This is a genomic window from Thermoflexus sp. (genome assembly GCF_034432235.1).
Lineage (GTDB): Bacteria > Chloroflexota > Anaerolineae > Thermoflexales > Thermoflexaceae > Thermoflexus.
The window spans coordinates 1-23,104 of sequence record NZ_DAOUCJ010000042.1 but is presented as its reverse complement, the minus strand read 5'-3'; the positions used below and the strand labels follow the sequence as shown (position 1 = coordinate 23,104).

21 protein-coding genes are annotated in these 23,104 nt (G+C 64.1%); 12 read left to right on the top strand and 9 right to left on the bottom strand.

Features of this window, described 5'->3' with window-relative positions:
• Nucleotides 1-44: 44 nt before the first annotated feature.
• From VAE54_RS05150 to VAE54_RS05125, 6 genes are read left to right on the top strand one after another with little or no spacing between them, the layout of a single operon-like run.
• Complete coding sequence (locus tag VAE54_RS05150; RefSeq protein WP_322800867.1) at nucleotides 45-1,523, top strand: B12-binding domain-containing radical SAM protein; 1,479 nt, start codon at nucleotides 45-47, stop codon at nucleotides 1,521-1,523.
• A 10-nt stretch (nucleotides 1,524-1,533) separates the two neighbouring features.
• Nucleotides 1,534-2,388, top strand: a complete 855-nt coding sequence (locus tag VAE54_RS05145; protein WP_322800866.1) for a class I SAM-dependent methyltransferase — start codon at nucleotides 1,534-1,536, stop codon at nucleotides 2,386-2,388.
• 56 nt (nucleotides 2,389-2,444) lie between these two features.
• The gene (locus VAE54_RS05140) at nucleotides 2,445-4,061 is read left to right on the top strand and encodes an FG-GAP-like repeat-containing protein (RefSeq protein WP_322800865.1); all 1,617 of its coding nucleotides are present in this window, start codon (nucleotides 2,445-2,447) and stop codon (nucleotides 4,059-4,061) included.
• Complete coding sequence (locus VAE54_RS05135) at nucleotides 4,009-5,097, top strand: glycosyltransferase (RefSeq protein ID WP_322800872.1); 1,089 nt, start codon at nucleotides 4,009-4,011, stop codon at nucleotides 5,095-5,097. Before VAE54_RS05140 ends, VAE54_RS05135 begins: the two co-directional genes overlap by 53 nt.
• A 52-nt stretch (nucleotides 5,098-5,149) precedes the next feature.
• Nucleotides 5,150-6,796, top strand: a complete 1,647-nt coding sequence (locus VAE54_RS05130; protein ID WP_322800864.1) for a hypothetical protein — start codon at nucleotides 5,150-5,152, stop codon at nucleotides 6,794-6,796.
• Between the two features lie 20 nt (nucleotides 6,797-6,816).
• Entirely contained in the window at nucleotides 6,817-8,193 is a 1,377-nt protein-coding gene (locus VAE54_RS05125; protein ID WP_322800863.1) for an O-antigen ligase family protein, read from the top strand.
• Nucleotides 8,194-8,319: 126 nt separating this feature from the next.
• Here the strand turns inward: VAE54_RS05125 and VAE54_RS05120 are convergent, their stop codons facing one another.
• The 4 genes from VAE54_RS05120 to VAE54_RS05105 form a co-directional block, all read right to left on the bottom strand.
• A complete protein-coding gene (locus tag VAE54_RS05120) occupies nucleotides 8,320-9,309 on the bottom strand; it encodes an ArsA family ATPase (protein WP_322800862.1) in 990 nt (329 codons plus the stop codon).
• A 26-nt stretch (nucleotides 9,310-9,335) separates the two neighbouring features.
• Nucleotides 9,336-10,322 (bottom strand): ArsA family ATPase, encoded by a 987-nt coding sequence (locus VAE54_RS05115; RefSeq protein ID WP_322800861.1) that lies wholly within the window; start codon nucleotides 10,320-10,322, stop codon nucleotides 9,336-9,338.
• A gap of 78 nt (nucleotides 10,323-10,400) precedes the next feature.
• Entirely contained in the window at nucleotides 10,401-10,682 is a 282-nt protein-coding gene (locus VAE54_RS05110) for a hypothetical protein (RefSeq protein WP_322800860.1), read from the bottom strand.
• 150 nt (nucleotides 10,683-10,832) lie between these two features.
• Nucleotides 10,833-11,135, bottom strand: coding sequence for a hypothetical protein (locus tag VAE54_RS05105; protein WP_322800859.1), 303 nt, complete (start codon nucleotides 11,133-11,135; stop codon nucleotides 10,833-10,835).
• Between the two features lie 386 nt (nucleotides 11,136-11,521).
• On the opposite strand from VAE54_RS05105, the gene VAE54_RS05100 reads away from it, so the two are divergent.
• From VAE54_RS05100 to VAE54_RS05075, 6 genes are all read left to right on the top strand, one after another.
• Entirely contained in the window at nucleotides 11,522-14,707 is a 3,186-nt protein-coding gene (locus VAE54_RS05100) for a GAF domain-containing protein (RefSeq protein WP_322800858.1), read from the top strand.
• 499 nt (nucleotides 14,708-15,206) lie between these two features.
• Entirely contained in the window at nucleotides 15,207-15,695 is a 489-nt protein-coding gene (locus VAE54_RS05095) for a nucleotidyltransferase domain-containing protein (protein ID WP_322800857.1), read from the top strand.
• A gap of 79 nt (nucleotides 15,696-15,774) precedes the next feature.
• Nucleotides 15,775-16,626 carry a glutamate racemase gene (gene murI, locus VAE54_RS05090; RefSeq protein WP_322800856.1) on the top strand — a complete coding sequence of 284 codons (852 nt, stop codon included), beginning with the start codon at nucleotides 15,775-15,777 and terminating at the stop codon, nucleotides 16,624-16,626.
• Nucleotides 16,627-16,697: 71 nt separating this feature from the next.
• Nucleotides 16,698-17,927, top strand: coding sequence for a cation:proton antiporter (locus VAE54_RS05085; RefSeq protein ID WP_322800855.1), 1,230 nt, complete (start codon nucleotides 16,698-16,700; stop codon nucleotides 17,925-17,927).
• Nucleotides 17,928-17,973: 46 nt separating this feature from the next.
• Nucleotides 17,974-18,330 carry a hypothetical protein gene (locus VAE54_RS05080; protein WP_322800854.1) on the top strand — a complete coding sequence of 119 codons (357 nt, stop codon included), beginning with the start codon at nucleotides 17,974-17,976 and terminating at the stop codon, nucleotides 18,328-18,330.
• On the top strand, nucleotides 18,327-19,289 hold the full coding sequence (locus VAE54_RS05075) for a hypothetical protein (RefSeq protein ID WP_322800853.1): 963 nt from the start codon (nucleotides 18,327-18,329) through the stop codon (nucleotides 19,287-19,289). Before VAE54_RS05080 ends, VAE54_RS05075 begins: the two co-directional genes overlap by 4 nt.
• Nucleotides 19,290-19,309: 20 nt before the next feature.
• Here VAE54_RS05075 and VAE54_RS05070 read toward each other — a convergent pair whose 3' ends face one another.
• From VAE54_RS05070 to VAE54_RS05050, 5 genes are all read right to left on the bottom strand, one after another.
• Nucleotides 19,310-20,242, bottom strand: coding sequence for a L,D-transpeptidase (locus VAE54_RS05070; protein ID WP_322800852.1), 933 nt, complete (start codon nucleotides 20,240-20,242; stop codon nucleotides 19,310-19,312).
• A gap of 198 nt (nucleotides 20,243-20,440) precedes the next feature.
• The gene (locus VAE54_RS05065; protein WP_322800851.1) at nucleotides 20,441-21,286 is read right to left on the bottom strand and encodes a hypothetical protein; all 846 of its coding nucleotides are present in this window, start codon (nucleotides 21,284-21,286) and stop codon (nucleotides 20,441-20,443) included.
• Nucleotides 21,283-21,639: a hypothetical protein gene (locus tag VAE54_RS05060; RefSeq protein WP_322800850.1), complete on the bottom strand. Its 357-nt coding sequence runs from the start codon at nucleotides 21,637-21,639 to the stop codon at nucleotides 21,283-21,285. The genes VAE54_RS05065 and VAE54_RS05060 overlap by 4 nt, the downstream gene beginning before the upstream one ends.
• A gap of 28 nt (nucleotides 21,640-21,667) precedes the next feature.
• A complete protein-coding gene (locus VAE54_RS05055; protein ID WP_322800849.1) occupies nucleotides 21,668-22,363 on the bottom strand; it encodes an HAD family hydrolase in 696 nt (231 codons plus the stop codon).
• On the bottom strand, nucleotides 22,360-22,704 hold the full coding sequence (locus VAE54_RS05050; RefSeq protein ID WP_322800848.1) for a hypothetical protein: 345 nt from the start codon (nucleotides 22,702-22,704) through the stop codon (nucleotides 22,360-22,362). The genes VAE54_RS05055 and VAE54_RS05050 overlap by 4 nt, the downstream gene beginning before the upstream one ends.
• Nucleotides 22,705-23,104: the final 400 nt, after the last annotated feature.

Genomic DNA, 23,104 nt, shown 5'->3' with positions numbered 1-23,104 from the left:
ACGATGGACAATCGTTCCTCATCCCCATGAGGAGGCGCGTTCGAATGCGCCCGGATATCACACTGGTCCATCCGCTGTTCATCGCCAAGGATCCGGTGGAGCGCCGCCTGATGACGCCTTATTTCCCGCTGGGCCTGATGTATCTGGCTGCCGTTCTGCGGGAGCGGGGCTACCGGGTGGAGCTCTTCGATTGCACCTTCCGGCAGGATTACACGGAGTTCGAGGACTACATGCGCCGGAAGCGCCCGCCGGTCGTCGGGATCACCTCCCTGATCACCATCCGACGCCACGCCCTGATCCTGGCGGAGATCGCTCACCACTACGGCGCCACCGTGATCCTGGGCGGGCCGGATCCCACCGGGCTGCCGGAGCGCTACCTGGGCTATCGGGGGAGCCATGGGGAGTTCCCGGTGGACATCGTAGTCTTCGATGAGGGGGAACTCACGATCCGGGAGCTCGCCGACCATCTCTTCGGGCGGGCGGGAGCCCCGCGAGATCTGCGGGAGATCCCCGGGCTGCGGTTGCGAGGGGCGAACGGGCAGGTGATCGCCACCGCCCCACGGCCGCTCATCAACGATCTGGATACCCTTCCTTTCCCCGCCCGGGACCTGGTGGAGATGGAGGACTATCGGCGTGCCTGGCGGAAGGCGCACGGTTACTGGCCGCTCTCCATCATCAACACCCGGGGATGTCCTTATGCCTGCACCTGGTGCCAGAAGGCCGTTTTCGGAAGGACCCACCGGACGCGCTCTCCGGCAAACTCCGCCGAGGAGATGCGCCATCTGAAGGAAGTGTATCAGCCGGACTTCTTACGGGTGGTAGACGACATCACAGGCGTGAACCCGAAATGGGTGCTGCAATGGCGCGATGAAGTCCTGGCCCGGGATGCTGTGATCCCCTTCGAATGCCTGACCCGGGTCAACCTGGCCAGCGAAGCGATGCTGTCTGCTCTCAAGGAGATCGGCTGCCGTCGGATTTACTTCGGCGCGGAATCAGGCTCCCAAAAAGTCCTCAACGCGATGAAGAAGGGAACTAAAGTCCAGCAAATCTATGAGGCAACGGCCCGATGCAAGCGCCTGGGGATCGAGACGTATTTCTTCATGATGGTGGGCTATCCCGGGGAGGAGCTCGAGGATCTCGAGCAGTCCGTGCGCTTGCTCCGCGAAACCCTCCCGGATCGCTTCAGTACCACCATCGCCTATCCACTCCCCGGCACGCCGTTCTATGAGCAGGTCCGCGATCGCCTGATGTTCGATTCCGAATGGAACATCGATTGGGATTACACCGCCCAGAACCGCTTGCTGTTTCGCCGGGAGAAATACGATACCCGCTTCTATCGCTGGGTGATCCGCTGGTTTCAGAAGGAGTGGGAGGACGCGCGCCTTCGGGCCGGCTGGCAGCCATCGTTTCTCCGGCGCGCGCGCATCCGGATCGGGCTGTGGATAGCCCGACGAATGGTCCGCCTCCTGGCCCGCTGGCCCAGCCGGCCGCTGGTGCGTTTCCACCCCGCTGAAGGAAGGTAAAAGCCAGGAAATGAGCGAGGTCGCACGCATGGAACACGCGGATGCGCTCTACCGGATCATCGCCCGTGGCTTCGATCAGATCGCGCCGGCTTACGACGAGCGTTATAGCGCTCAGGCGAATCCGGTAATGGCCTGGATGCGGGCGGAGAGCTGGAGGATCCTTCGGGATGTTCTCCCACCTGGGGGATGGGTGCTGGAGATCGGGTGCGGGACGGGAGAGGACACCCGGGCGCTGGCCCGGGCTGGCTATCGCGTTCTCGCCACCGATATCTCACCGGAGATGCTCCGTCGCGCCCGCAGGCGGGCGATGGCCGCCGGGTGCGACGATCGGATCGCTTGGGTGGCCATCCCGGCAGGCCATCTGGCCGCTTTGCGGCCACCGGAGCCTTTTGATGGAGCCTATGCCGGTTTCGGAGCCCTGAATGGTGAACCGAACTTGGAGGCGCTGGCGGAAGCCCTCGCCGCCCTTCTCCGCCCGGGAGCCCCTCTGATCCTCTCCGTGATCCATTCGTGGTGCCTGCTGGAAGCCCTCAGACATCTTCTCCACGGCCGTTTCCAGGCTGCCCTCCGCGGCCGTGGCACCCGCTGGACCCTCATCCCTATACCCGGCCCGAACGGGGAACGCATCGCGATCCCCATGCGTCCGCTCTCCGCCCGAATCCTGAAAGGCGTTTTCATGCCTGCCTTCCGCCTCGAGTGGGCGATGGCCTTCCCATTGCTCCTCCCCCCGCCTTCCATGGCCGATCTCTTCTGTCGACACCCAATCCTGTTCCGCTCGCTGGAAGCCCTGGATCGGAAGCTGCGGGCCCGCTGGCCGTGGCGGGATGGAGGAGATCATCTGCTCATGGTCTTGCGCCGCCGATGAGCGCTCTGCGGATCCTATCGGTTGACGGACGAAAGGGAAAGTGGCTCCGCGAATCCATGAGGAGCCTTTCTCTCGCACGCCGGGCCTCGCAGATCTGGATCCAAACGGCGGGCCGGATCTATGACGCGCCCGCCCTTGCGGATCTGGATCAGGACGGCGAGCTGGAGATCCTGATCGCCGCCGAGGCTCTCGAGGTTTTCCGGTCGGACGGTCATCGGTTCCCAGGCTTCCCCTTCTACGCTGGAGCGGCTTTCGCCTCGCGACCGGCCCTCGGGGATCTGAACGGAGATGGCTGGCTGGAGATCGTGATCGGATGCGATGATGACCAGGTCTATGCCCTGGACGCCCGGGGGCGGCTCCTTCCAGGATGGCCTCGCCGGACCGAAGGGGACGTCTACGGCCGTCCGGCCATCGTGGATCTGGATGGCGATGGAAAGCTGGAGGTGATCGCCGGATCCGATGATGGCCGCGTCTATGTCTGGCGGGCCGATGGCACCCCGCTGCGGGGCTGGCCCCAGACGACGCAGGGCTTCGTCTCCTCCTCCCCCGTGGTGTGCGATCTGGATCAGGACGGGGATTTGGAGATCATCGTTGGGTCCTGGGATGGCCATGTCCATATCTGGAAAGCGGATGGGAACCCCGCGCCCGGCTGGCCCCAACCGGCCGGGCATTTCGTGTGGTCCTCCCCCACCATCGCCGACCTGGACGGGGATGGCGTGCTCAAAGTGGTTGCCATCTCCGATCGGATCTGCGTCTGGTGGCCGGATGGAACCCCTTTGCCGGGTTGGCCTCAGACCCTGCGCTCGTTCGCGGTCGCCTCGCCAACCCTTACAGACCTCGATGGGGATGGACGCGTGGAGATCGTGGCGGCCGCTGATCGAGTGTATGCATGGCGATCGACCGGGGATCCCCTCCCGGGATTCCCGGTCGACCTGGGGACGTTCATCTGGGCCAGGCCGGAGGCGATCGATCTGGATCAGGATGGAAAACCGGAGCTTCTGGTCGGCGGCTGGGATGGAGCCCTGTATGCCCTTCGAGGGAACGGCACCCTTCTCGGGGCTTTCCCTCTCGGCTCGCCGATCTTCGCTCCACCCCTCGTTCACCGCGGACAATCCGGGCTGGAGATCCTCCTCGGCGGATGGAACGGAGTTCTCTACCGCCTGACGCCGGAGGATCTGGAAACGATAAGCCCTTCCCCGGAGAAAAGAAACCAGGGGGAATGGTGCCGCATGCCCCTGCGGGGCTCCCTGATCCTCCCCGAAGACACTCCCGTCTTCGTGCAGGTGGATCATGTTCCCTCCCCTCGCGCTGTCCTCCTTTATCACCGAGCGGAGGACGCTATCGCCCGCCCGATCCCCCTCATCGTCCACAGGGGGCAATGGGTCGCCCTGTTCCCGCCGCTCCCGGCGGGTACGCATGGGACGATCTATGGGAACCAGCCCCCCATGGGGGGCCCTTTATGGGACCGGTGGACTTCCGGGTTCGTCCCTGTGGCCATGCAATCCGGCGGCGCTGGCGCCGGAGGATCCTGCGGAGGTGGCCATGGATCTGGCGGTTGTTACCCCTTTCCCGCCTCGCTTAACGGGCATCAGCCTGTATGGCCTGCACCTGTGTCGAGCCATGGCCCAAACCGGCCGTCTGTCTCGCATCGCGATCGTAACGGAAATACATGACAAAAGAGGGAAAGAACACGAGGGCGGCTCCCTGCGCCTGGAGATCCATCGGATCTGGCGCGGAGGTCACCCCGCGGCAGGCTTGCAGCTCCTGCGCGGATTGAAGCGCGCGGGGCCCCGGAACGTCTGGGTGAATTTCAGCTTCGGTGCCTTTGGGGCTTCACCCGTCGCCCTGATCTCCATCCTGATCGGGCTCACCCTGGCAGCCCGTCAGGGCTGGACGATGCGGATCACCGCTCATGAGGCAAGCCTGATCGATCCCCATGCGATGGAACCTGCATCCCGCATCCTCAGCGCGCTGTTCCGCTGGCTGACCCACCTGGGTCTCATTGTCGTACCCCTGCGAGCGGATGCCGAGCGGCTGCAGGACTGCTTTCCGGGAGCCCCAATCGTGCATATCCCTCATGGGAGCTTCTACCCGCCCCACGCATTGCCGGAGCCCGAAAACCCTGGCCTGCTCTTCTTCGGGGTCATGGCGCCTTACAAAGGCCTTGCGATCCTGCTGGAAGCCTTCCAGATGCTTCGCGCGCGTCACCCAACCTTGACCCTGGAGATCGCCGGCGCGGAGCATCCGCGGTTCCCCGGCTACATCAACCGCCTTCAGGCCGCTTACGCCCATCGCCATGGAATCCGCTGGCAGGGACCGGTGTCCGAGGAAGAAGCGGAGAGGATCTTCGCCCGGAACACCCTGGTCCTGTTGCCCTATCTGCAGGCGACCGGACCGTCCAGCGTGATCTATCGGGCGGCGGCGTGGGGACGTCCCATCGTGAGCAGCGATCTCCCTGCCCTGCGGGCCACTGCGGACGAAGCGGGGCTGGTCGGAAACTGGGTCCCCCCGGGGGATCCGGAGGCGCTGGCACAGGCCATCGATTCCATGCTCCGGGAGGCCAGCCGGCGGGAGCAGCAACGGCAGCGGAATCTCCAGGCCATCGCCTCCTGCACCATGGACCGGATCGCGGAAGCGTATCTGCGGATCCTGGAGCCCCTCCCGGTTCGATCCGCTGTTCCGCAGCCTCTGCCCCAAGAAAATCTGTAGGAGGATCGCTCCTTGCCCGACTGAAAGCCGATGAGACCCGGGGGGAGAGAGGATGAGGCGCTGTTCATGGCAACGGCTGGCCTTCAACCTGATCGTCGCCTGGCCGCTGGTGGCCTCGGCCCGCTATCGCCGCTCCTACGACGCGTGGACCCACATGTTCTTCGCCGATCACTATCGGCGCGGGTGGTGGGAGCTATGGGAGCCGCGCTGGTATGGCGGCTTCCCGGTTGTTGCATATCCCCCCTTGGTCCATCAGCTCATCGCCCTTCTCTCCTTCCCCCTCGGTGTGGAGATCGCATGGGCCATGGTTCTCCTCTCGACCCTGGTAGCGCTTCCCTTCGCCTTTCAGGCCTTCGCCCGGCATATCGCCAGGCCCCGGATCGCCCAACGGGCCGCCTTGCTGATCCCACTTCTCCCCTCGGTTCATCTGACCGCCCACACCTTCGGGCAGCTTCCCACCTTGTTCGGCCTGATGGCGCTGCTGTGGGGGCTGGCCGCCTTAGGGGATTTCCTGAAGAACGGGCAGTGGAGAGACGGCCTTCGAGGAGGGCTCTGGTTCGCCACGGCAGCCGCGGCCCATCACGGGACGATGCTGGTGATGCCCTGGGCTGTCGCCGCGATGGCCCTTCACTCCATCGAGGGCCGATCCGCCTCTCCCGCTCATGTCGTAGGCCGGTTGATCCTCTGGGCTCCGGCCACGCTTCTCGGGATCGGGAGCGTGATCTGGCCGTTCTGGCAATGGGGGGTCCGGCAAACCATGCAACCTCCCATCGATCATGCCTCCCGGCATTCCTTCTTCTGTGACCCAACCGCCGCAGGGCTGTTCCTCTGGCCGATGTATGGTCCGATCCTCCTGGCGCTACCGTTCCTGCTCCCCGGTTTGATCCGGCGGCGCCGCTGGCCCATGGGGGGGCTGTTCGTCTTCTGTTTTCTCATGGGACTTGGGGGAACCACACCGCTGCCGCGATGGGTGTATGGAGAAGGCTGGGAATGGCTGACCTATGATCGGTTTGCCCTGTGGGCCACCATCTGGCTGACCCCGTTCCTCCAGGCCTGGTCCTCCCTCGCCCTTCGACGATTTCAGCGTCTCCGATTGGTGAAGGGAGGGGGCCTTATGCTTCTGGCCGCCGCGGCGCTGTATGCAGGACAGATCGCTTCACTGTGGCCAACCCAGCCTTCCCTTCAGGATCTCCGCCCGCTGATCGCCTTCCTGAATCAGGAGGAGGTCCGTTCCTGGCGCTACGTCACCTTCGGGCTTGGCGACCAGATGGCGCGGCTTTCCATGGAGGCCCAGGCGGAGACCATCGATGGAAACTACCACACGGCGCGGGGATGGACGGTGCTCCGGGAAAGCGGCCTGGGAAGCCTGGATGCAGCCTACTGGCTGCCGGGGGGAATGGCGCGTCTGGATCGAGTGATGCCGAAGCTGGGAGAGATGGGGGTGCGCTGGGCCCTGGTCGCGCACCCGGCTTACATTTCCCTGCTGGCTCGCCACGGCTGGCGTCTCCATCGCATCCTTCCCAACGGAGTGGAGGTCTGGGAAAACCCGGATGTGGTGCCTCCCTTCCCTTCCTCGGCGAGGCCCACTCATCCACTGGCCTCCCTGTCGTGGGGTGTGCTGCCCGGGCTCACCCTGATCGGAGCGATCGGAGCATCCATCGTCCCGTTCAGGAGACGAAACGCGCATCTCCCAGAATAAGGGCGAGGCTCTTGAAGGGCATGCGTCGGAAAGCCGCTATCGTTCTCGACGTTGTATATGAGGGAGCAACCGCGTTGCTCCCGGTGGCTCTGGGGGTATGGGTGCATCATCCGCTGGTTCAGCTCTCCCATCCGCCTGTTTACTTCATTTACTCCAGCATCCTCCTGTTCGGCAGCGATTTTCTGATTCTGACCGCCCTCGGCGCGGATCTGATCCGCCGGACGCTGACCGGAACCTTCCGCCTTCATCGCCCGCCCTTGCTAATTCTGATCCTCCTGGGGCTATCTGGCTGGGCGATCCTCAGCGCCGCATGGTCCGTCGAGCCTCGCCTTTCGGCTTACATCGGTTTTCATCTCGTGGGGATCACCGGATGGATCCTCTCTCTCAGCGAACGGCCGAAAGCCTGGCGATCCCTCTCTATTGGATGCATGCTGGGGATCCTTCTGCAGACCTCGGTGGCGGTTCTGGAAGTCCTGGTTCAATCCACCGCCTTCCTCCGGCCGTTGCCGCTGGAATGGCCGGGCCTGCTGGATCCCTCGATCCCGGGGGCCGCGGTGATCGAACTCCCCGGAGGCCGACGATGGCTGCGAGCCTACGGGACTCTTCCGCATCCGAACCTGTTGGGGTTCTATCTCATGGGAATGATGGCTGGGCCCGCCGCGTGGGGTCTTCGACCGGATCGCCGGGCTGTCATCGGTGGGCTCGGGTTCGGCCTGGGGACGCTCGGAGTGGGGTTGAGCTTCTCCCGGGCCGCATGGCTGGGATGGGCGGCCATCTTTCTCGGGTTGCTCGGCGTGCCGCAGCGCTCCCCCCGCTGTCGTCTTTTCCTGCTCCTTGCAGGAGCGATCGGCGGGCTGATCATGGCAGGCCTGTTTCCTATTCAGATGATCACCCGCCTGACCGGTCGCGGGAGCGTGCTGGAGATCCGCTCGGTTCAGGAGAGAAAATGGCTGATGGAACAGGCGTGGCAGCAGATCCGGCGTCATCCCCTTTTGGGGACAGGGGCAGGAACCTTCCCGCTAACGCTGCGGGGGATCCTTCCGCCCGGCTATCGCGCGGAGCCGGTTCATCACGTGGGGGCGCTTATCTTCGCCGAGCTGGGTCTCCCTGGCTTCGGGTTCGGCCTCGCCCTGTTCGGGGCCTTTCTGCGCGCAGGGCGTCGAAGGAAAGATCCAGAGGCCCGGGCCATCGCCGCATGCCTGTTCGGCCTGTTGGTCGCCAGCGCGCTGGATCATCCCCTATGGACCATGGCGCCGATGCGGGCGCTGGGAGGGTCTCTTCTGGGAGCATGGTTGGGGTGGCAGAAATCCGGGGATGCGGGTGATCAAGGACCACCCGCATCCCCGGAAGAGAAGCTGGAGAGGACAGACGGCCGCCGACGTCCATGTCGCCGCTGAAGCGGCTCCCAGCGATTTCAGTGGGCCATCCCATATGGTTAGAAAGGGCATGCGCCCCAACCCTTTCGTGGCCGCTCAATCGGCACCTGTGAAGCGAAGCCCCATCGGGCGAGGCCGGATGCAGACTCAGCGGGTGTCCGCGAACAGATAGCCCGCGAAGCGCTCCAGCATCGGGACGCCGCGCACCTCGTTCTCCAGGAGCGGCGTCATCCCCCGCACCAGCCCATCGAAAAGCGCTTCGATCTCCTGGAGATAACGCGCCTGCATCTCGATGCGATTGCGGACGAAATCCGGCGTGTTCTCGCCCAGGAAGGATCGATCGATGAGGCCATTGACGATCACGCCGCCCACCGGGATGCCGAAGTCGTGGAACCAGTGGATGAAGCGACGGATCACCGCGATGGGCAGCGCCTCCGGGAGGGTCACGAAGAAAAAGGCGGTGAGCTCCGGATCGGTGATCAGCCGGCGTGCCCGCTCCATGCGATCCCGGAAGCTGATCAGGTAATCCATCAGGGGGTCCGGCTCCTCCTTCTTGGTGAAGGAGAGGAGCCTGCGCAGGGCCTGGGCCTCCTGGCGGGACTTGATCATCTTGTTCACCCAGAGGGCATAGACCTTGGACATGCCGAGGAGCCGGCGGGCGTTGGCCGTGGGCGCGGTGTCGAACACATACACCTCGTATTCATCCCGGAACATGAGATCGATCATGTTCTCGAACATCGCTGATTCTTCGAAAGCCGGGTTCATCGTCGCCGACTCCACGAACTCATCGGCCCGCGTGGAGATCTCGGCGAACTTGAGGAACCACTGGATCTTCTCCCGGATCTCCCGTTTGGAGCGCTCGATGGTGTCTTTGGTATCGATCTCATAGGCCCACAGGTTGGGCACCCCGGCCACCGGCGTCGGCTTCCCGAAGACGTTCTGATCCAGCAACCCGGAGAGGCTGTGGACCGGGTTGGTGGAGGCCAGGAGGGTGCGGCGGCCCTGTTTGGCGAACCAGAGGGCCGTCGCGCCTGCCATCACCGTTTTCCCGACCCCACCCTTGCCGCCGAAGAACACATATTTCAAACGGGGATGCTCCCGCAGGAAATCCACCATCGTCTTCTCCACGCGAATCATTCCCTATCCTCCCGAGAGGATCGCTTTCAGGCCGCCCCGTTTCCAAAGAGCAGATCCGCCACCCGGGCGATCATATCCAGACCGGTGACGTCTCGCTCCAGCTCCGGCACATAGGCCAGGACCTGATTGCCGAATCGGGCGCGGATCTCCTCCAGGTGACGACGCTGCATCTCGATGCGATTGCGAAGATACTCCGGGATGTTCTGGCCCAGCAGCTCCGCCGGGATCACCCGGTTCACCACATATCCGGAGATCGGCACATCGAACCGTCGGAACAGCTCAGCGGCTTTCAGCGTATCCAGGATCACCAGCTCCTCAGGGATCAGCACGAAGAAGAAAGCGGTGCGGCGGCTATCGGTGAGGATGCTGGAGGACATGTTGATCCGCTGCCGGATATACTGCAGCTCTTCGAGAATGCGGTCCTCCTCTGTCTGCTGACGACGGATGCGGGCCACCATCTCCTCGTATTCCCGCATCTCCTCCCGCAGCTTCGTGATCTTGGTGATCCACTCATCGTAGACCTTGGCCATGCTCAGGTAATAGAGCGCGTGCCCCAGGGGGACCAGGTCATAGATGTAGTAATCGTAACGGCCCTCGACCACGATATCCACCACGGCGTCGAAGATAGCGCTCTCCTCCATGGCCGGCTCGGCCGAGGCCGCCTGGATGTAGTCCTCGATCTCCTGGGGCACCGCATCCAGGCCGTACATGTCCATGATCTTGCGCCGGATCTCCTCCTGATACTCCTTGATCCGGCGATCGGCGTCGATCTCCTGAGCCCAGAGGTTGGGCATGATCTCCACCGGGCCCTTGCCGAAGATATCCCGCTGGAAGATGTCCGACAGGCTGGCCTGGGGATCGACGGAAAAAACCAACACCTTGTAGCCCTGTTTGGCCAGCCAGTAAGCCGTGGCGGCAGAGAACGTGGTCTTCCCCAAGCCGCCCTTGCCGCCGAACATGATGTAACGGCGCTCCGGGTTCTCCCGGATCAATTGAGCCAGCGCGGTCGCCATTCCCATTTCACCTCAAACAATTTGGGGGAGATCCTTTTCCGAGGGCCGGCCTCAAAAGCCCCATGAGGGAACCTGCCGTTAAAACATCGCATCTGCGACATCCCGCTCCCGCAACATGCGGCGCTTCCAGGTGCTGATCTGGGGCACCACATAGGGCAGGATACGCAGGCTGTAATAGGGCGGCAGGATGGGGACACCGATGAGATCGCCCATGGTGATCAGGATGAACAGATGCTCCATGCTTGCCCGGGTGCGAAGCGCATAGCGGGCCATATCGTGGGCCGCCATCCCATAGGTCAATTCCTGAACGAAGTTTACGACCCGGCGCACCAGGCTTTCCCGCGGCTTGTGCTCGGTCATATCGTTCGCCCTCCTCATAAAATGAATCCAGACTCAAGCCCTTCGGCTTCCACCCAGAAGGCCGAAGGCGCTCTCCCATACTGGCTGGAGGCTGCGGGGTCGCCTTCGGCACCCTCCGCAGCCTGGAGGGCCTCTGTGGAGAAGCCCGTTTTATAGCCCATGCAGATGGTATTCATGCTCATCGATGAACTCCCGCTCCCTCAGCACCCGACGCTTCCATGTATTGAGAATGGGGACCACATAAGGCAACAGGCGCAGGCTGTAATAGGGCGGCATAATGGGGAGGCCAATGAGGTCGCCAAAGAGGGCAGCGATAAAAAGATTCTCCGTGGCGGCCCGCATCTCCAGGAGATGTTGCACCACGTCATAAGCGGCGAACCCATAAAAGAACTCCTGAGCCGCCTGACGCCAGGCCCGCCACCGCTCCCCAAGCCGCGTCCGTAGAAACAGCATGTCCAGACCTCGCAGCGATCTTCTTCACAATTATAGCGGTTCTGCCTGGAGTGAGGAAAACAGAGCGCTCATGGAAAGCACCATCCGGGCTCCCTGATCTTCAAGAAGAACGGACGCCCCGGGCCTTCCCACCGGAATCCAGTAGGATCCTGTCCGCGGGCCTGTGGCTCCCCGGGAGATAGCGGCCGGCCTTGCCTCGATTCCCAAATCCCAGGCCGACCCGTCAGGCTTGTTGAGTTTTTTCAATTTTTGGGAAATATATATAGGAGAGGGAAAAATAGCACGCGATGACGAGGGCTGGGAAGGCCGGATCCTCCTTCCCCGTTGCCCCAAGGGGCATACGCAGGGCGGGAAAAAACCGAAAAATCCTTAGATGGATAACGCCCATGGATGATCTCCTTTCCGAATCCACCCCTCTGTTCCTCCAGCTGGAATTATGGAAGCGACGAGCAGCGGAGCTGGAGCAGGCCCTCCAGCAACTGCGGCGGGTTTATGAGTTGCTCCAGCGGCTGGATCAGGCGTGGGCCACCGAAGCCCCTGTAGCCTACGCGTTGAGGGCCATCCAGAACCGCTTCGAAGCCGATGTCATCCTCTTCATCCAGCTGGATTCTGTAGGGCGTCCGGCACGCTGGTGGCACTCTGGAGAGGGAAAGATCCCCGCAGACGTGGTGGATCGACTCCTGCAACTCCTTAAATTAAATAAGGAAAGTCAGGAATCCCCACAGATCGCCCCTTATGTTCTCTCCCTGTCCGAAGCCATGCTCCCTGTTGAAAACCTGCCGGGCCGATCGGCCCTGCTGGTGCCCCTAAGGGATCCGTGGGGGATCGAGGGCCTGCTGGCCTTTTTCCGACAAGGCCCGGAGAGTTTCTCGGAAGAGATCCGGGATCTGGCCCGGATGGCAGCGGAACCACTGGCTCTGCGCCTTCATCTCCTCTACGCTCTGGAGCAGCAACGTCATCTGAACCGGGCGGTGACCCTCCTCTTCCGGGTGGCCCGGATCATGGCTTCCAGTCCAGAGCTCTCCATCACTCTTCCTCAGGTGGTGCAGATCATCCGCCAGGAAACCGGCTGGCCGAGCGTGGCCGTTCTGGTCCACGATCCGTCGACGCGGCAGCTGCGCGTCATGGCCTGGGAAGGCTATAGCGCGAGGGCCGATCGCCACCGATCCGAGATCCCGGTGGATCAGGGAATCGTCGGACGGGCCTTCCGGACCGGGGAACCCCAACGGGTCCCGGACGTCTCGTTGGATCCGGATTATGTGGCGGGAGATCCCACGACTCAGTCGGAGCTGGCCGTTCCGATCTTCGCGGGGGAGATCCCATGGGGGGTTCTGGACGCCCAGAGCCCGGAACGCTATGCGTTCACGCCTGATGATGAGGCGCTGATGCTGGCGGTGGCGGGCACCATCAGCATCGGCCTGGAAGCCGCCCGGGTTTACGAGCAGGTCCGGAAGGAACGGGCTCACGTGAGCCTGGAGAGGGATCGGCTCATCGCTTTATATGAAGGCTACCTGGCCATCCAGCAATCTGCGGATCCCGCCCAGGCCCTCGCTGAGATCGTGAAAACCTTTGTCCGATTCGGGTGGCCAGCAGCACGCTGCCGGATCCTCGATGACTCCGGAAAGCCCCTCTCGGTGGCGGAAAGCGTTCCGCCTCCTGCATTCCCCCCGCTTCCTCTGGAGCCATGGCTTCGGAACGATCCCCAGCTGGAACGCCATCGGGGGCGCGGTCGGTTCTATCGCTTCCCGACAGGCTCCTTCGGGATCCGCGACGGGATCCCAGACGAAGGGGAAACCCCGATCGCGTGCGTGGCCCTTCCCCTTCTGGACACCGCTGGCCGCCTCCTGGGGCTGGTGGAACTGGAAGCCCCCGCGGGGCACGGGGAGCCGGAAGAATTCATGCTGCGGCCGGCCGAGTTGCTGGCAACGCTGCTGGCGATCTCTTTTGATCGGGGACGTTTGCTGCAGCGCTATGCGCAGCGTCTGCGAGAGCAGACCATGCTTTACCGGGCCGTGAGCGCCCTGCTGCATTCCGGCGAGCCTGGTCCCATCCTGACCGAGATCGCCGCCGCCCTCTGCGAGGCCCTTGAGGGCACCAGCGCCTATTTCGTCGCCGTCGACCCGGAACGCCGGATCGGCTGGATTGCGGCCGAATATTACGCAAAGACCGCCAACCCCATGGAGCGGATCTCCGATCTGGGCGTGGTCTACTCCGAAGAGGAAATCCCTCTCGAATGGAAGGCCCTTGAGAAGCGAGAGATCCAGGTGCTGTATGCAGACGACCCTCCCGATGCCTATGAGCGCGAGCGGGCCCTTCTACGGCGTTACGGCGGATGGTCCGTGCTGATCGTTCCGCTCTTTATGGAAGAGGAACCCCTGGGAGTGGTGGAGGTGTGGGATAGCCGCCGGCGCCGGGCGTTCGAGGCGGAGGAGAGGGCTCTGGCCCAGGCGATCGCCCAGCATGCGGCCATTGCCCTCCATCGGGCCCGCCTGTATGAGCAGCTTCGGCAGATCAACCGGCGCCTGGAGACCATCCTATCCACCGTGGAGGACGCCCTGATCCTCCTCGATGAGAAGGGGCGGATCATCCAGATGAACGCAGCTGCCCAGCAGTTGATCGCAGGAACCGAGCTCTCGCCAGGAGGCGCTCTCCTCGACCTCCTGCATCGATTGCGACGCCGCTCCCCCCAGGCCGCCAGGGCCCTGACCCGGGGCGTGCGTCAGATCCGCCGGGGAACAGCCAGAGGCTTCCGCCTGGAGCTTTCCTTCCCCCTTCGCGATTCTGTCCGCTGGTTTGCTCTGATCGGTTCCCCCGTTCGAAGCGAGGAGCCCACCGGAGGGGGATGGCTGCTGGTTCTCCGGGATATCACGGCGGAGCGTGAGCGCGATCGATTGCGGGAAGAGATGATCCAGATGCTCATGCATGACCTCCAACATCCGTTGGGACCGATTCGCCTGGCCCTGGAAGAGCTGGCCTCGTACTCGGATTTAAGCCGCGAGGCGCGATCCATGGTTCACACCGCACTGCGCGGACTGGAGCGGCTTCAGGGTCTGATCAGCGGTCTGCTGGAGCTCGCCCGCCTGGAGGCCAGTTCCCTGCCGGTGAAATGGGAGCAGGTGGAGGTCCGCAGGTTGGTCGAGAAGGCGATGGAGGAATGGAAACCTATGTTCCAGCGCAGGAAACTTCGGGTAAACGTGGAAATCGCCCCCGAGCTGTCATGGATGTGGATGGATCAGCAACTGATCTCCCGCGTGCTATGGAACCTCCTTTCGAACGCAGTGAAATTCACGCCGGCTGGAGGGGAGATCCGGATCCGCGCCTACCCACAGGCGGGCACAGCGATCCTGGAAGTGTTCAACAGCGGCTCCTACATTCCTCCGGAGGAGCGGCTGCGGATCTTTGAGCCTTTCCGCACATCGCGCACGGCATCAGGTCGTGGCGGATATGGGCTGGGGCTGGCCTTCTCGAAACTGGCGGTGGAAGCCCATGGCGGGTCCATTGAGGTGGAAAGCGACTCAAGGGGCACCACGTTCACCATCCGCTTGCCCCTTCGCCCATCCTCTTCCCCATAAGCCCGACGAAAGCCAGCCATGCGGGACGAAGGGGCCTCCCCCGCTCTCCGGCTTTCCGCGATGGGAGGTTCAAGCCCCCAAGATGGGGCGAGTTACCGAAACCCCTTCCCCCTTCTCCCCCAATATCCGTTCGCGGAAGCAGACGATCTTCTCCACTCATCTCTCGCGTTGTTGGGCCATGGGCCTCGCGGAGGGCACGATGGCACCCTGCGCCCCGTGTTGCGTCGCCGCGCAAGCGGCTCCTACCGGCGAATTCACCGCACGGGGTTGCTTTGCCGTTTTCGCTCATACGGGTTGTCTCCTCCTCGTAAAGTTCGATAGAATGAGGAGAAGTCACGCGGTTGGCCTCTTCCTGGAGGTTTGGGGACTATCCTATCTTCCAGAATGGGAACCCAGCTGCGCAAGCCATGAGGAATGAAAAAAGCGGCCTTCCACCCGCCGGAACCCTGGCGCGCTGCTAAGGAGGACAGGCCCATGGGATCCCGGGCTCCGACCGCGTTTGCTGTGGGCCCTTGCCCAGGCCTATACCGAGGCGTTGCGAAAGAGCCTGGGGGAGAAGCTGGTGGCCGTCGTCCTGTTCGGATCCGTGGCCCGGGGGGAAGCCATCTCTGCTTCGGATATCGATTTGCTGGTGGTGGTCGAGGGGATGCCCGCGGCCCGTTTCCAGCGCTACGCCTGGCTGGAGGCGGCCGATCGGGCGGTCGAGCCGCAGGTGCAGGCCCTGTGGCAACAGGGCATTCCGGTTGAGATCTCCGTGATCCTGAAGACGCCGGAGGAGGCCGCTCGAATCACTCCCCTCTCCCTGGACCTGACGGAGGATGCCCGGATCCTCTACGAGCGGGAGCCCTTTCTTTCCTCCATTCTGGACATTCTGGAACGCCTCCGACAGCGCCTTCGGGCCCTGGGCGCTCAACGAAAACGCCAGGGCTCGATCCGATACGGGGACCTGAAGCCGGATTTTCATCCCGGAGAGGTGATTGAACTATGACCAGTGAGGAGATGGCTCGCGCTTACCTGGATCAAGAGGAAGCCACCTGGGTGCTCCAGCGGTGCATGGAGGCCTGGCCATGAGCGGGACACCCTCGAACCATCCGTTCGGGAACACGGCGCCCGCGGTGGGATTCTTCGATTCCGGCGTAGGGGGGCTGGCGGTATGGCGGGAATTCGTCCGCCTGGCCCCCGATGCGCCCACCCTTTATGTGGCGGATCAGGCTCACGTCCCCTACGGCCCTCGATCCCCTGAGGAGATCCGATGTTTCGCGGAGGCCATCACCCGCTTCCTGCTGAGCCAGGGGGTTTGCCTGATCGTGGTGGCCAGCCATACCATCTCAGCCGCGGCCCTCTGGCCGCTGCGGGAAATGTTCCAGGAAGTCCCTTTCATCGGTATAGAGCCTGCCGTGAAGCCCGCTGCCGCACGCACCCGAACCGGTGTGATCGGCGTGCTGGGAACCTTCGGCACGCTCAATGGTCCCCTCATGGCCCGCGTCGTGGAACGGTTCGCCCGGCAGGCCCAGATCATCCCCCGCGTTTGCAGCGGATGGGTGGAGCAGGTCGAGGAAGGCCTTCTGGAAGGAACCGAGGCCGAGGCCCGGATTCGACAGCATCTGGATCCGGTTCTCCAGGCGGGCGCCGATGTGCTGGTGCTGGCCTGCACGCACTACACGTTCCTCGCCCCTCTCATCCGCCGTCTGATCGACCCGCAGATCGCCCTGATCGATCCTGCCCCCGCGGTAGCCCGCCGAGCGGCGGAGGTGTGGCAGGCCTGCGCTCAGGGAATCGATCCATGGGCGAGCTCCCATCGCTTCCTCACCACGGGCGACCCGGCGCGTTTTCAGGCGCAACTTCGCCGATTGATCGGCTGGGATGGCCCGGTGGAACGCCTCTATTGGGATCCCCAGGGCACGCTTCGAGCCGCCTGATGCGCACGCTCCGTGGGGAATCCTCTCCCAGGGGCTTGAGGACCACCAGAAGGGAAGAGGAGGAAAGGACCGTGGAGACTCATATCCCGGCTTTCGCTTTGCTTCTCGCGTTGTTAATCGCCGCGGCGAAGGCCAGCGCATGGCTGAGCCTGCGCATGCGTCAGCCGGCCATCCTGGGGGAGCTGATCGCCGGCCTGATCCTGGGGCCCAGCCTGTTGAATGTCTTCTCCTGGCCCCTCTTCCATCACCAGGAATTCCAGGGGATGGTGATCGTCCTCGGGGAACTGGGGGTGATCCTCCTGATGGGGATGGCGGGCATGGAGATCGAGCTGGAGGAGTTCTTAAAAGCGCGGCGGGTGGCCCTGCTGGCCGGGACCGCTGGGGTTGGGATTCCACTCCTGCTGGGGACCCTGATCGCCTATCCCTTTCATCGCGATCTGCCCACCTCCATTTATGTCGGCCTGGTCCTCAGCGCCACCAGCGTCAGCATCTCCGCCCAGACTTTGCTGGAACTGGGCCGTCTCCGCTCTCCAGAAGGAATCGCCCTCTTAGGGGCGGCAGTGGTGGATGACATCCTGGCGCTGCTGGCCCTGGCCGTGTTCACCGGCGTGGTGAACCCGGGAGGCGGGGCGGGAGGGGGAGCCGGAGGGGTGCCGCTGGCCCTGGCCCGTATGATGCTTTTCCTGATCCTGGCCTTTCTCCTGGCTCGGGCCGTGCTCCCCCGAATGGCCACATGGGTTCAAAACCAGCCCGTCAGCGAGGGCCTGATCGCCCTGGCGTTCGTGGCCATCCTGGCCCTGGCCGGGGCGGCGGAGGAGCTGGGCGGACTGGCGGCGATCACCGGGGCTTTCCTGGCCGGGCTGGGACTGGGCAATCATCCGGCCCGTCACACGATCTTCGAACGCCTGCGACCGGCGGCTTATGGATTCTTCGGGCCTCTCTTTCTGGTGGGCGTAGGCCTGCGGGCGGATCTGCGAACCATGTCCCTGGAAGGAGCGCTGTTCACACTGGCCTTGATTGCCGTCGCGATTGTATCCAAGATCCTCGGCTGCGGCGCGGGCGCATGGCTGGGCGGGTTCCGCCCGCTCCAGGCGTGGCGCCTGGGGTTGGGGATGATCTCCCGAGGGGAGGTCGGCCTGATCCTGGCCTCCCTGGGCCTTTCGGCAGGCTTCCTCCAGCCCTACGAATTCGTGGCCGTGGTCGCCATGGTGGTGGCCACCACACTGATCACCCCCATCCTGCTCCGGTGGGCTTTCCGCATGCCGGAGCCAGGATCCGCTCCCATCCGGAAGGCGGCATAGCCCCTTCCCGAAAGCGAGCCCAACCCTGCGAACCGGGAGGTTCCAGATGCCGAAGTGTGTCGTGGTCGTGATCCCGAAGCTCGAGAAGGTCCATGAGGTGCTTCGCGCATGGGAGGCTCTGGGCGTCCCCGGGGTGACGATGATCGATACCATCGGGATGGCCTCTCTGCGCCAGTGGGTGGGGCGGGAGGACCTGCCGCTGGTTCCCTCCCTGCGCTCCATCCTGGAGAGCGCCGAGACGGCCTTCCATCATCGCACCCTGTTCTCCGTGGTTCCCGATACCTTCGATCTGGAGCAGCTGATCCTAAAGACCGAGGAGATCCTGGGTCCCCTCGATCAGCCGGAGACCGGTTTCCTTTTCGTGTTGCCCGTTCTGGAAGTTCGGGGCTTGCGACAGCCATGAGCGCCCTTCGCGTGCAGGAAATCCGTGAGCAGGGATTCCCGGCCTTGCGGTTGGAGAACGGGCCTCTAACGCTGACCCTCATCCCGGACCTGGGGGGAAAGATCGCCGTATGGGAAGATCGACGCCGGGGCCTCTCCTGGCTGTGGCGGAATCCGTATCTCCCGTGGCGGCTGCCTCAAGCTGAGGCCCGTTATGTCCAGGAATTCGATCTCGGCGGTTGGGATGAATGTTTCCCGGCGATCGCCCCAGGGATTTACCCCGCCGATCCGTGGGTCGGAACTCCCATCCCGGATCACGGAGAGCTCTGGTCCCAGCCGTGGAAGATCCAGATCCGGATCGAAGAGGGGAAACGTCTCATCGTCACCGGCGCGGCGGAGGGCCGCTCCTTCCCCTATCGCTTCGAGCGCACCCTGATCCTGGAAGCCGACCGCCCGGCCGTCCGCATCCGTTATCGCCTGCAGAACAACGCGGAGCACACATTCTATTTCCTTTGGGCGGCCCACCCCCTCTTCCCTCTGCTGCCCGGGATGCGCCTGCTCATCCCCGGACCGGCGACCGCGCGGGTCGCTGCTGCCATCGGGGTTGCTCCCCAGGCGATGGTTTTCCCATGGCCTCAGCTTCCCATAGAAGGAGGCTTTCTGGACCTCCGGGAGCCGGATCCGGAAGGCAAATGGGCGTTGAAGCTCTTCCTCCGCCCCGCGGCTTCCTGGGCGCGCTTGATCCATCCCACCGGCGCATGGTGGGAAATCGGCTGGCGCGGGCCGATCACCCATCTCGGCCTCTGGATCAACGCCGGAGGATGGTCGGGCGCGAACACGCCACCCTATCAGAACCTGGCCCTGGAGCCCGCGATCGGGGCGCCCGATGATCTGGGCGTGGCGATGCGGGAATGGGGCTTCTTCGGCCTGCTGCCTCCCCTTCAGGAGATGGAATGGTCCCTTCAGGTGACCGTGGGATAAGACACGGAGGAAGAGGTCCCCTACGGCTGCACCACCACGGGGGTTCCGAGATCGGCCCACTGGTAGAGTTGCTCCGCCATGGGCGTCGGCAGGTTGACGCATCCGTGGCTCATTGGCTGGCCGAAGTTGTTATGCCAGTAGGTTCCATGGAGGGCGTAGCCCTGGTAGAAATACATCACATAGGGCACATGGGGCAGCCGGTAGCCAGGGCCCGTCATCGTCTGAGCGCGCAGCTTGAGATAGATCCAAAAGGTCCCGACGACCGTAGGCGTGCGGGGCCGCCCGGTGGAAACCTTCGTCCGCAGGATCATGGTTTCCCCTTCATAGGCCATCAGCTCCTGATCGCTGAGATCCACCAGGATCCACCGGCCCGGAAACGGCAGCCCGGGCGACGGAGTGGGCGAGGCCAGGGGATGCGGACGGGATAAGGCTGTGGCCATCAGGGATGGAGTCGTCTCCCGCGTGGGAGTGGGCAGGAGATCCGGCGGAAGGGTCGGATGCGGAGAGGGAAACGGAGAAGGCCAAGCCCCCATCGGAGCGCTCCCCTCGGGATGCGCCGCGGAGATAGGAGCGTGTGGATCCCACCTTCGGAAATCCGCAGCGGTATCTGGAGTGGGATCCCGCCCAACGGCTTCCGGAAGGGGGAGCTCCTCTGCCCCCAGCAGCGCCCACGGATCGATGGCTCCGAGCCCCCAGGCGATGAGGAACAGCGCGATCAGCGTGAACAGCCCATAGAGGAACCCGATGCGGACCATCCACCGGGACCAGCGAGCGAGGGGACGCCCCCGGGCGTTGGGGAAGCGTCTTCGAATCCGTCGCACCACTGCGCGAACAGCGGGGGAGGCAGGGGCGGCAGCATACGCCCGGGCGGCCCACCACAGTGCCTCCTCCGGGGAAGCCGCCTGAAGCGCCCGACGGGCCCATCGCAGGGCCTGCTCCTCTCCCGATCGCATCGCTTTCCCCTCCTCGCTTTTGGGGCCGGCCACCTCTTGCGCCGATGGAAATCGGCCCCGCGAGGCGCTAACGCGCCAGGCGTCGGCCTGCGCCGACGCAAAGATGCTTTTCGGCCGGCGAAGGCCGGCCACCGGCCGGAGGCCTTTTGAGGTCGAATTCATTCGACGCCCCAAGCCCGGCCGCATTCGTTCCGCCCGCTATCGAGCCAGGCGCACTTCCACCTCCCATCCAGTCCACCCGCCCGAGCCATCGGGAAGCTCGCATGGACGGGCGGCTACCTCCACCCCCACCGCTCCTGACCCCTCGACCTCGATGCGATACGCGCCATGGGGTTCCATTCGCGCATCCGCATAGCCATCCCCCATTCCGGGCTTCAATCCGGTCAACAGCGTTTCCGCGCCCCGCGGGCCATTGACCCAGATGCGCACGCCGGATCGCTCCCTCCCATCCGGATCGAAGACTCGGATCCGTAACAGCGGCGAGCTCTCGCACAGAGGGCGTTGCTCCACCACCGGCTCTTTTAATCGCGTCGGGATGATCGTAGGGATTTCCGTTGGAATCGGAGAAGGTTCCGGCGTGGGGCTGGGAGTTGGAGACGGAAGCGGCGTCGGCGTCGGAGTCGGAGAGGCCGTCGGGGTAGGGATCAGCGTCGGCGAAGGCGGCACGCGGGTGGGGACCGGCGTGGCCAGGATCACGACCAGGGCGGGGGAGCGCGCGCCCAGCTGCTGGGCCGCCCGGGCCAGATCCTGAACGACCTCTGAAGGCCAGTTCTCCAGAAGCCCTCGCTCGGCGAGGGCGGCGACCCGCTCGGGCAGATCAGGTAGAGCCAACGCCTCCAGCCGCCGCCGCAACGCCGCCGGGTTCCGCTCCACGGCATCCGCCCGGGCGGCGAGCACGATCCAGAGCTCCTGGTAAGGGGGGGCCAGCTCCGCCGGGGAGGCCCCCCCAGGGGGCGGCGGGAACACTTCCCACGCCAGGTAAAGTCCCCCGATCAGGCCGGGGAGCAGGCCGGCCAGGAAAGCGACACTTAGATGGCCTCTCACGGCGAGCCTCCAGACGATGCCGGCGAGGAACCCAAGGCGTGGATCAGATCCGCGATGGCCGCGCGGGCTTGGGGGGAAAGAGGCGTCGGTGATCGATCCGGAAGCTGTTGCAGGACCATGAGGGGATCCCCCAGCAGGGCAAGCCGGGCCCGGGCGAGGGCCAGATCAGAATCCCGAGCGTAGGCCAGGGCGACCATTCGGACATATTCCGCCTGCCAGTCTGGATGGAGCTCCGCGGGGGCCATATCGATATAACGCACAGGCCAGACGTATCGCCCGAGGAGGAACCCCACCCCGGCGCCGATCAGGAGCCCTAATCCGATCATCCCGATGATCGCCTTCCGCGTGCGCATCCGTGCCCCCTTCCGATCCCCCAGCTCGCTATCGGAGATCTTCCAGCCATTGAAGCGCCCGGCCGAGATCTCCCTGGTTCCTCCAGGACCATCCATCTTCACCCTCGCAAACCCAGAACGTCCGCATCCCTACCTTTCGCGCCGGCTCGATGTCCTGCTCCCAGTCATTGCCGATCATCCCGCATGCCTCCGGGGCCACCTGTAAATGGCTCGCCACCTCCAGGTAATATTCGGGCCATGGCTTGGTGAAGTGCATATTCTCCATCGTGGTGACCCAGTCGAAGGGGATATCCCCCAGGCCAGCCCATTCCAGACGCTGGCGGATGGCGACCTCCGGGAAGACCGGGTTCGTCGCCACAGCGATGCGCAGGCCCCGCGCCCGCGCCCGCTCCACCAGGAGCCGGGCCTCCACCCGGGGTGCCGTGAGGGCGCGCAAAGACGGAAAGGCCTCCCCGTAAAAGCGTTCGAAGATCGGGATCCAGAAATCCCGCGATCGCCTCGTCTCCCGCTCAAAAGCCTCCATAAAGCGTTCCCATACCGTGCGCCGGGGATCCGGCCGGCGGATCGCCTCCCGCACCGCGATCAGGAGAGCGGAGAGGAAGGTTTCCGACGGATCGTGAGGCGCCACGAACTTCTGAAGGCAGTCGAAATAGGCCGGCATGAAGCGATCCATATCGTTGCCCAGCAGCGTGCCGTCCAGGTCGAACAGAACCGCGCGGATCATCCCGGATGATGCTCCCCATCCGTGGGGGGAAGCCGATGCCGATGACACTCCCCGCAACCGATCTCCGGGCGCGGAACCTCCACCAGGCGGAGGGCGCAAACCGCATAGACCCGCACCTGTTCCCGCAAGCCCAACCACGTCTTCACCACCCGGGCCTCCAGCGCCAGATGGGGGCAGGCATTCGCCCGGACGATCCCGGGGACCGGACAGGTGGCGCAGAGATACGGCTTCCAGGTCCCTCCCCCAGGAGTTCGCTCGATCAGACGGCAGACCTGGGTTGATCGCCCTCGATAGTAATCTTCGAAGTAAAAAGGACACTCTGCCCCATACGGCGTGCGCACGATTCCACCTCCGCTAACTGGATTATAACAGCGGATCCGATTGGGCAACCCTGATCCCTAATGGGAAAATCCAATCCGCAAAGCGTGGTCTTCCCTTCCACCGGGCGCGCCATGCAAAGCACACCCTGTTCCAGATGCGCCTCGACATTTTGGATCATCGACGCTATAAAAAATAAAATATAAAAGAGCGGAGATGGGGGGTTGAAGACCTGCGAGGGCTGTCCCTAAGGAAGAGCTGAGGGGAACTTTCCCGCTGAGCCCAACAGCGGGGGATCTTGAGGAGAGGAGGGGCCTATGAACCGGTATACCTGGCTGACGATCAGCGTGATTGTGGTTCTGCTGGCGGCATGCACTGCTCCTCCCACGCCCGCACCGACGCCGAAAGTCGGAGCCCCTTATA

Bases quoted from the DNA above. Each gene is read 5' to 3' on its own strand.
- VAE54_RS05150 (WP_322800867.1), top strand. From the start codon at position 45: ATGCGCCCGGATATCACACTGGTCCATCCGCTGTTCATCGCCAAGGAT.
- VAE54_RS05145 (WP_322800866.1), top strand. From the start codon at position 1,534: ATGAGCGAGGTCGCACGCATGGAACACGCGGATGCGCTCTACCGGATC.
- VAE54_RS05140 (WP_322800865.1), top strand. From the start codon at position 2,445: ATGAGGAGCCTTTCTCTCGCACGCCGGGCCTCGCAGATCTGGATCCAA.
- VAE54_RS05135 (WP_322800872.1), top strand. From the start codon at position 4,009: ATGGCCCAAACCGGCCGTCTGTCTCGCATCGCGATCGTAACGGAAATA.
- VAE54_RS05130 (WP_322800864.1), top strand. From the start codon at position 5,150: ATGAGGCGCTGTTCATGGCAACGGCTGGCCTTCAACCTGATCGTCGCC.
- VAE54_RS05125 (WP_322800863.1), top strand. From the start codon at position 6,817: ATGCGTCGGAAAGCCGCTATCGTTCTCGACGTTGTATATGAGGGAGCA.
- VAE54_RS05120 (WP_322800862.1), bottom strand. From the start codon at position 9,309: ATGATTCGCGTGGAGAAGACGATGGTGGATTTCCTGCGGGAGCATCCC.
- VAE54_RS05115 (WP_322800861.1), bottom strand. From the start codon at position 10,322: ATGGCGACCGCGCTGGCTCAATTGATCCGGGAGAACCCGGAGCGCCGT.
- VAE54_RS05110 (WP_322800860.1), bottom strand. From the start codon at position 10,682: ATGACCGAGCACAAGCCGCGGGAAAGCCTGGTGCGCCGGGTCGTAAAC.
- VAE54_RS05105 (WP_322800859.1), bottom strand. From the start codon at position 11,135: ATGCTGTTTCTACGGACGCGGCTTGGGGAGCGGTGGCGGGCCTGGCGT.
- VAE54_RS05100 (WP_322800858.1), top strand. From the start codon at position 11,522: ATGGATGATCTCCTTTCCGAATCCACCCCTCTGTTCCTCCAGCTGGAA.
- murI (WP_322800856.1), top strand. From the start codon at position 15,775: ATGAGCGGGACACCCTCGAACCATCCGTTCGGGAACACGGCGCCCGCG.
- VAE54_RS05080 (WP_322800854.1), top strand. From the start codon at position 17,974: ATGCCGAAGTGTGTCGTGGTCGTGATCCCGAAGCTCGAGAAGGTCCAT.
- VAE54_RS05075 (WP_322800853.1), top strand. From the start codon at position 18,327: ATGAGCGCCCTTCGCGTGCAGGAAATCCGTGAGCAGGGATTCCCGGCC.
- VAE54_RS05070 (WP_322800852.1), bottom strand. From the start codon at position 20,242: ATGCGATCGGGAGAGGAGCAGGCCCTGCGATGGGCCCGTCGGGCGCTT.
- VAE54_RS05060 (WP_322800850.1), bottom strand. From the start codon at position 21,639: ATGCGCACGCGGAAGGCGATCATCGGGATGATCGGATTAGGGCTCCTG.
- VAE54_RS05055 (WP_322800849.1), bottom strand. From the start codon at position 22,363: ATGATCCGCGCGGTTCTGTTCGACCTGGACGGCACGCTGCTGGGCAAC.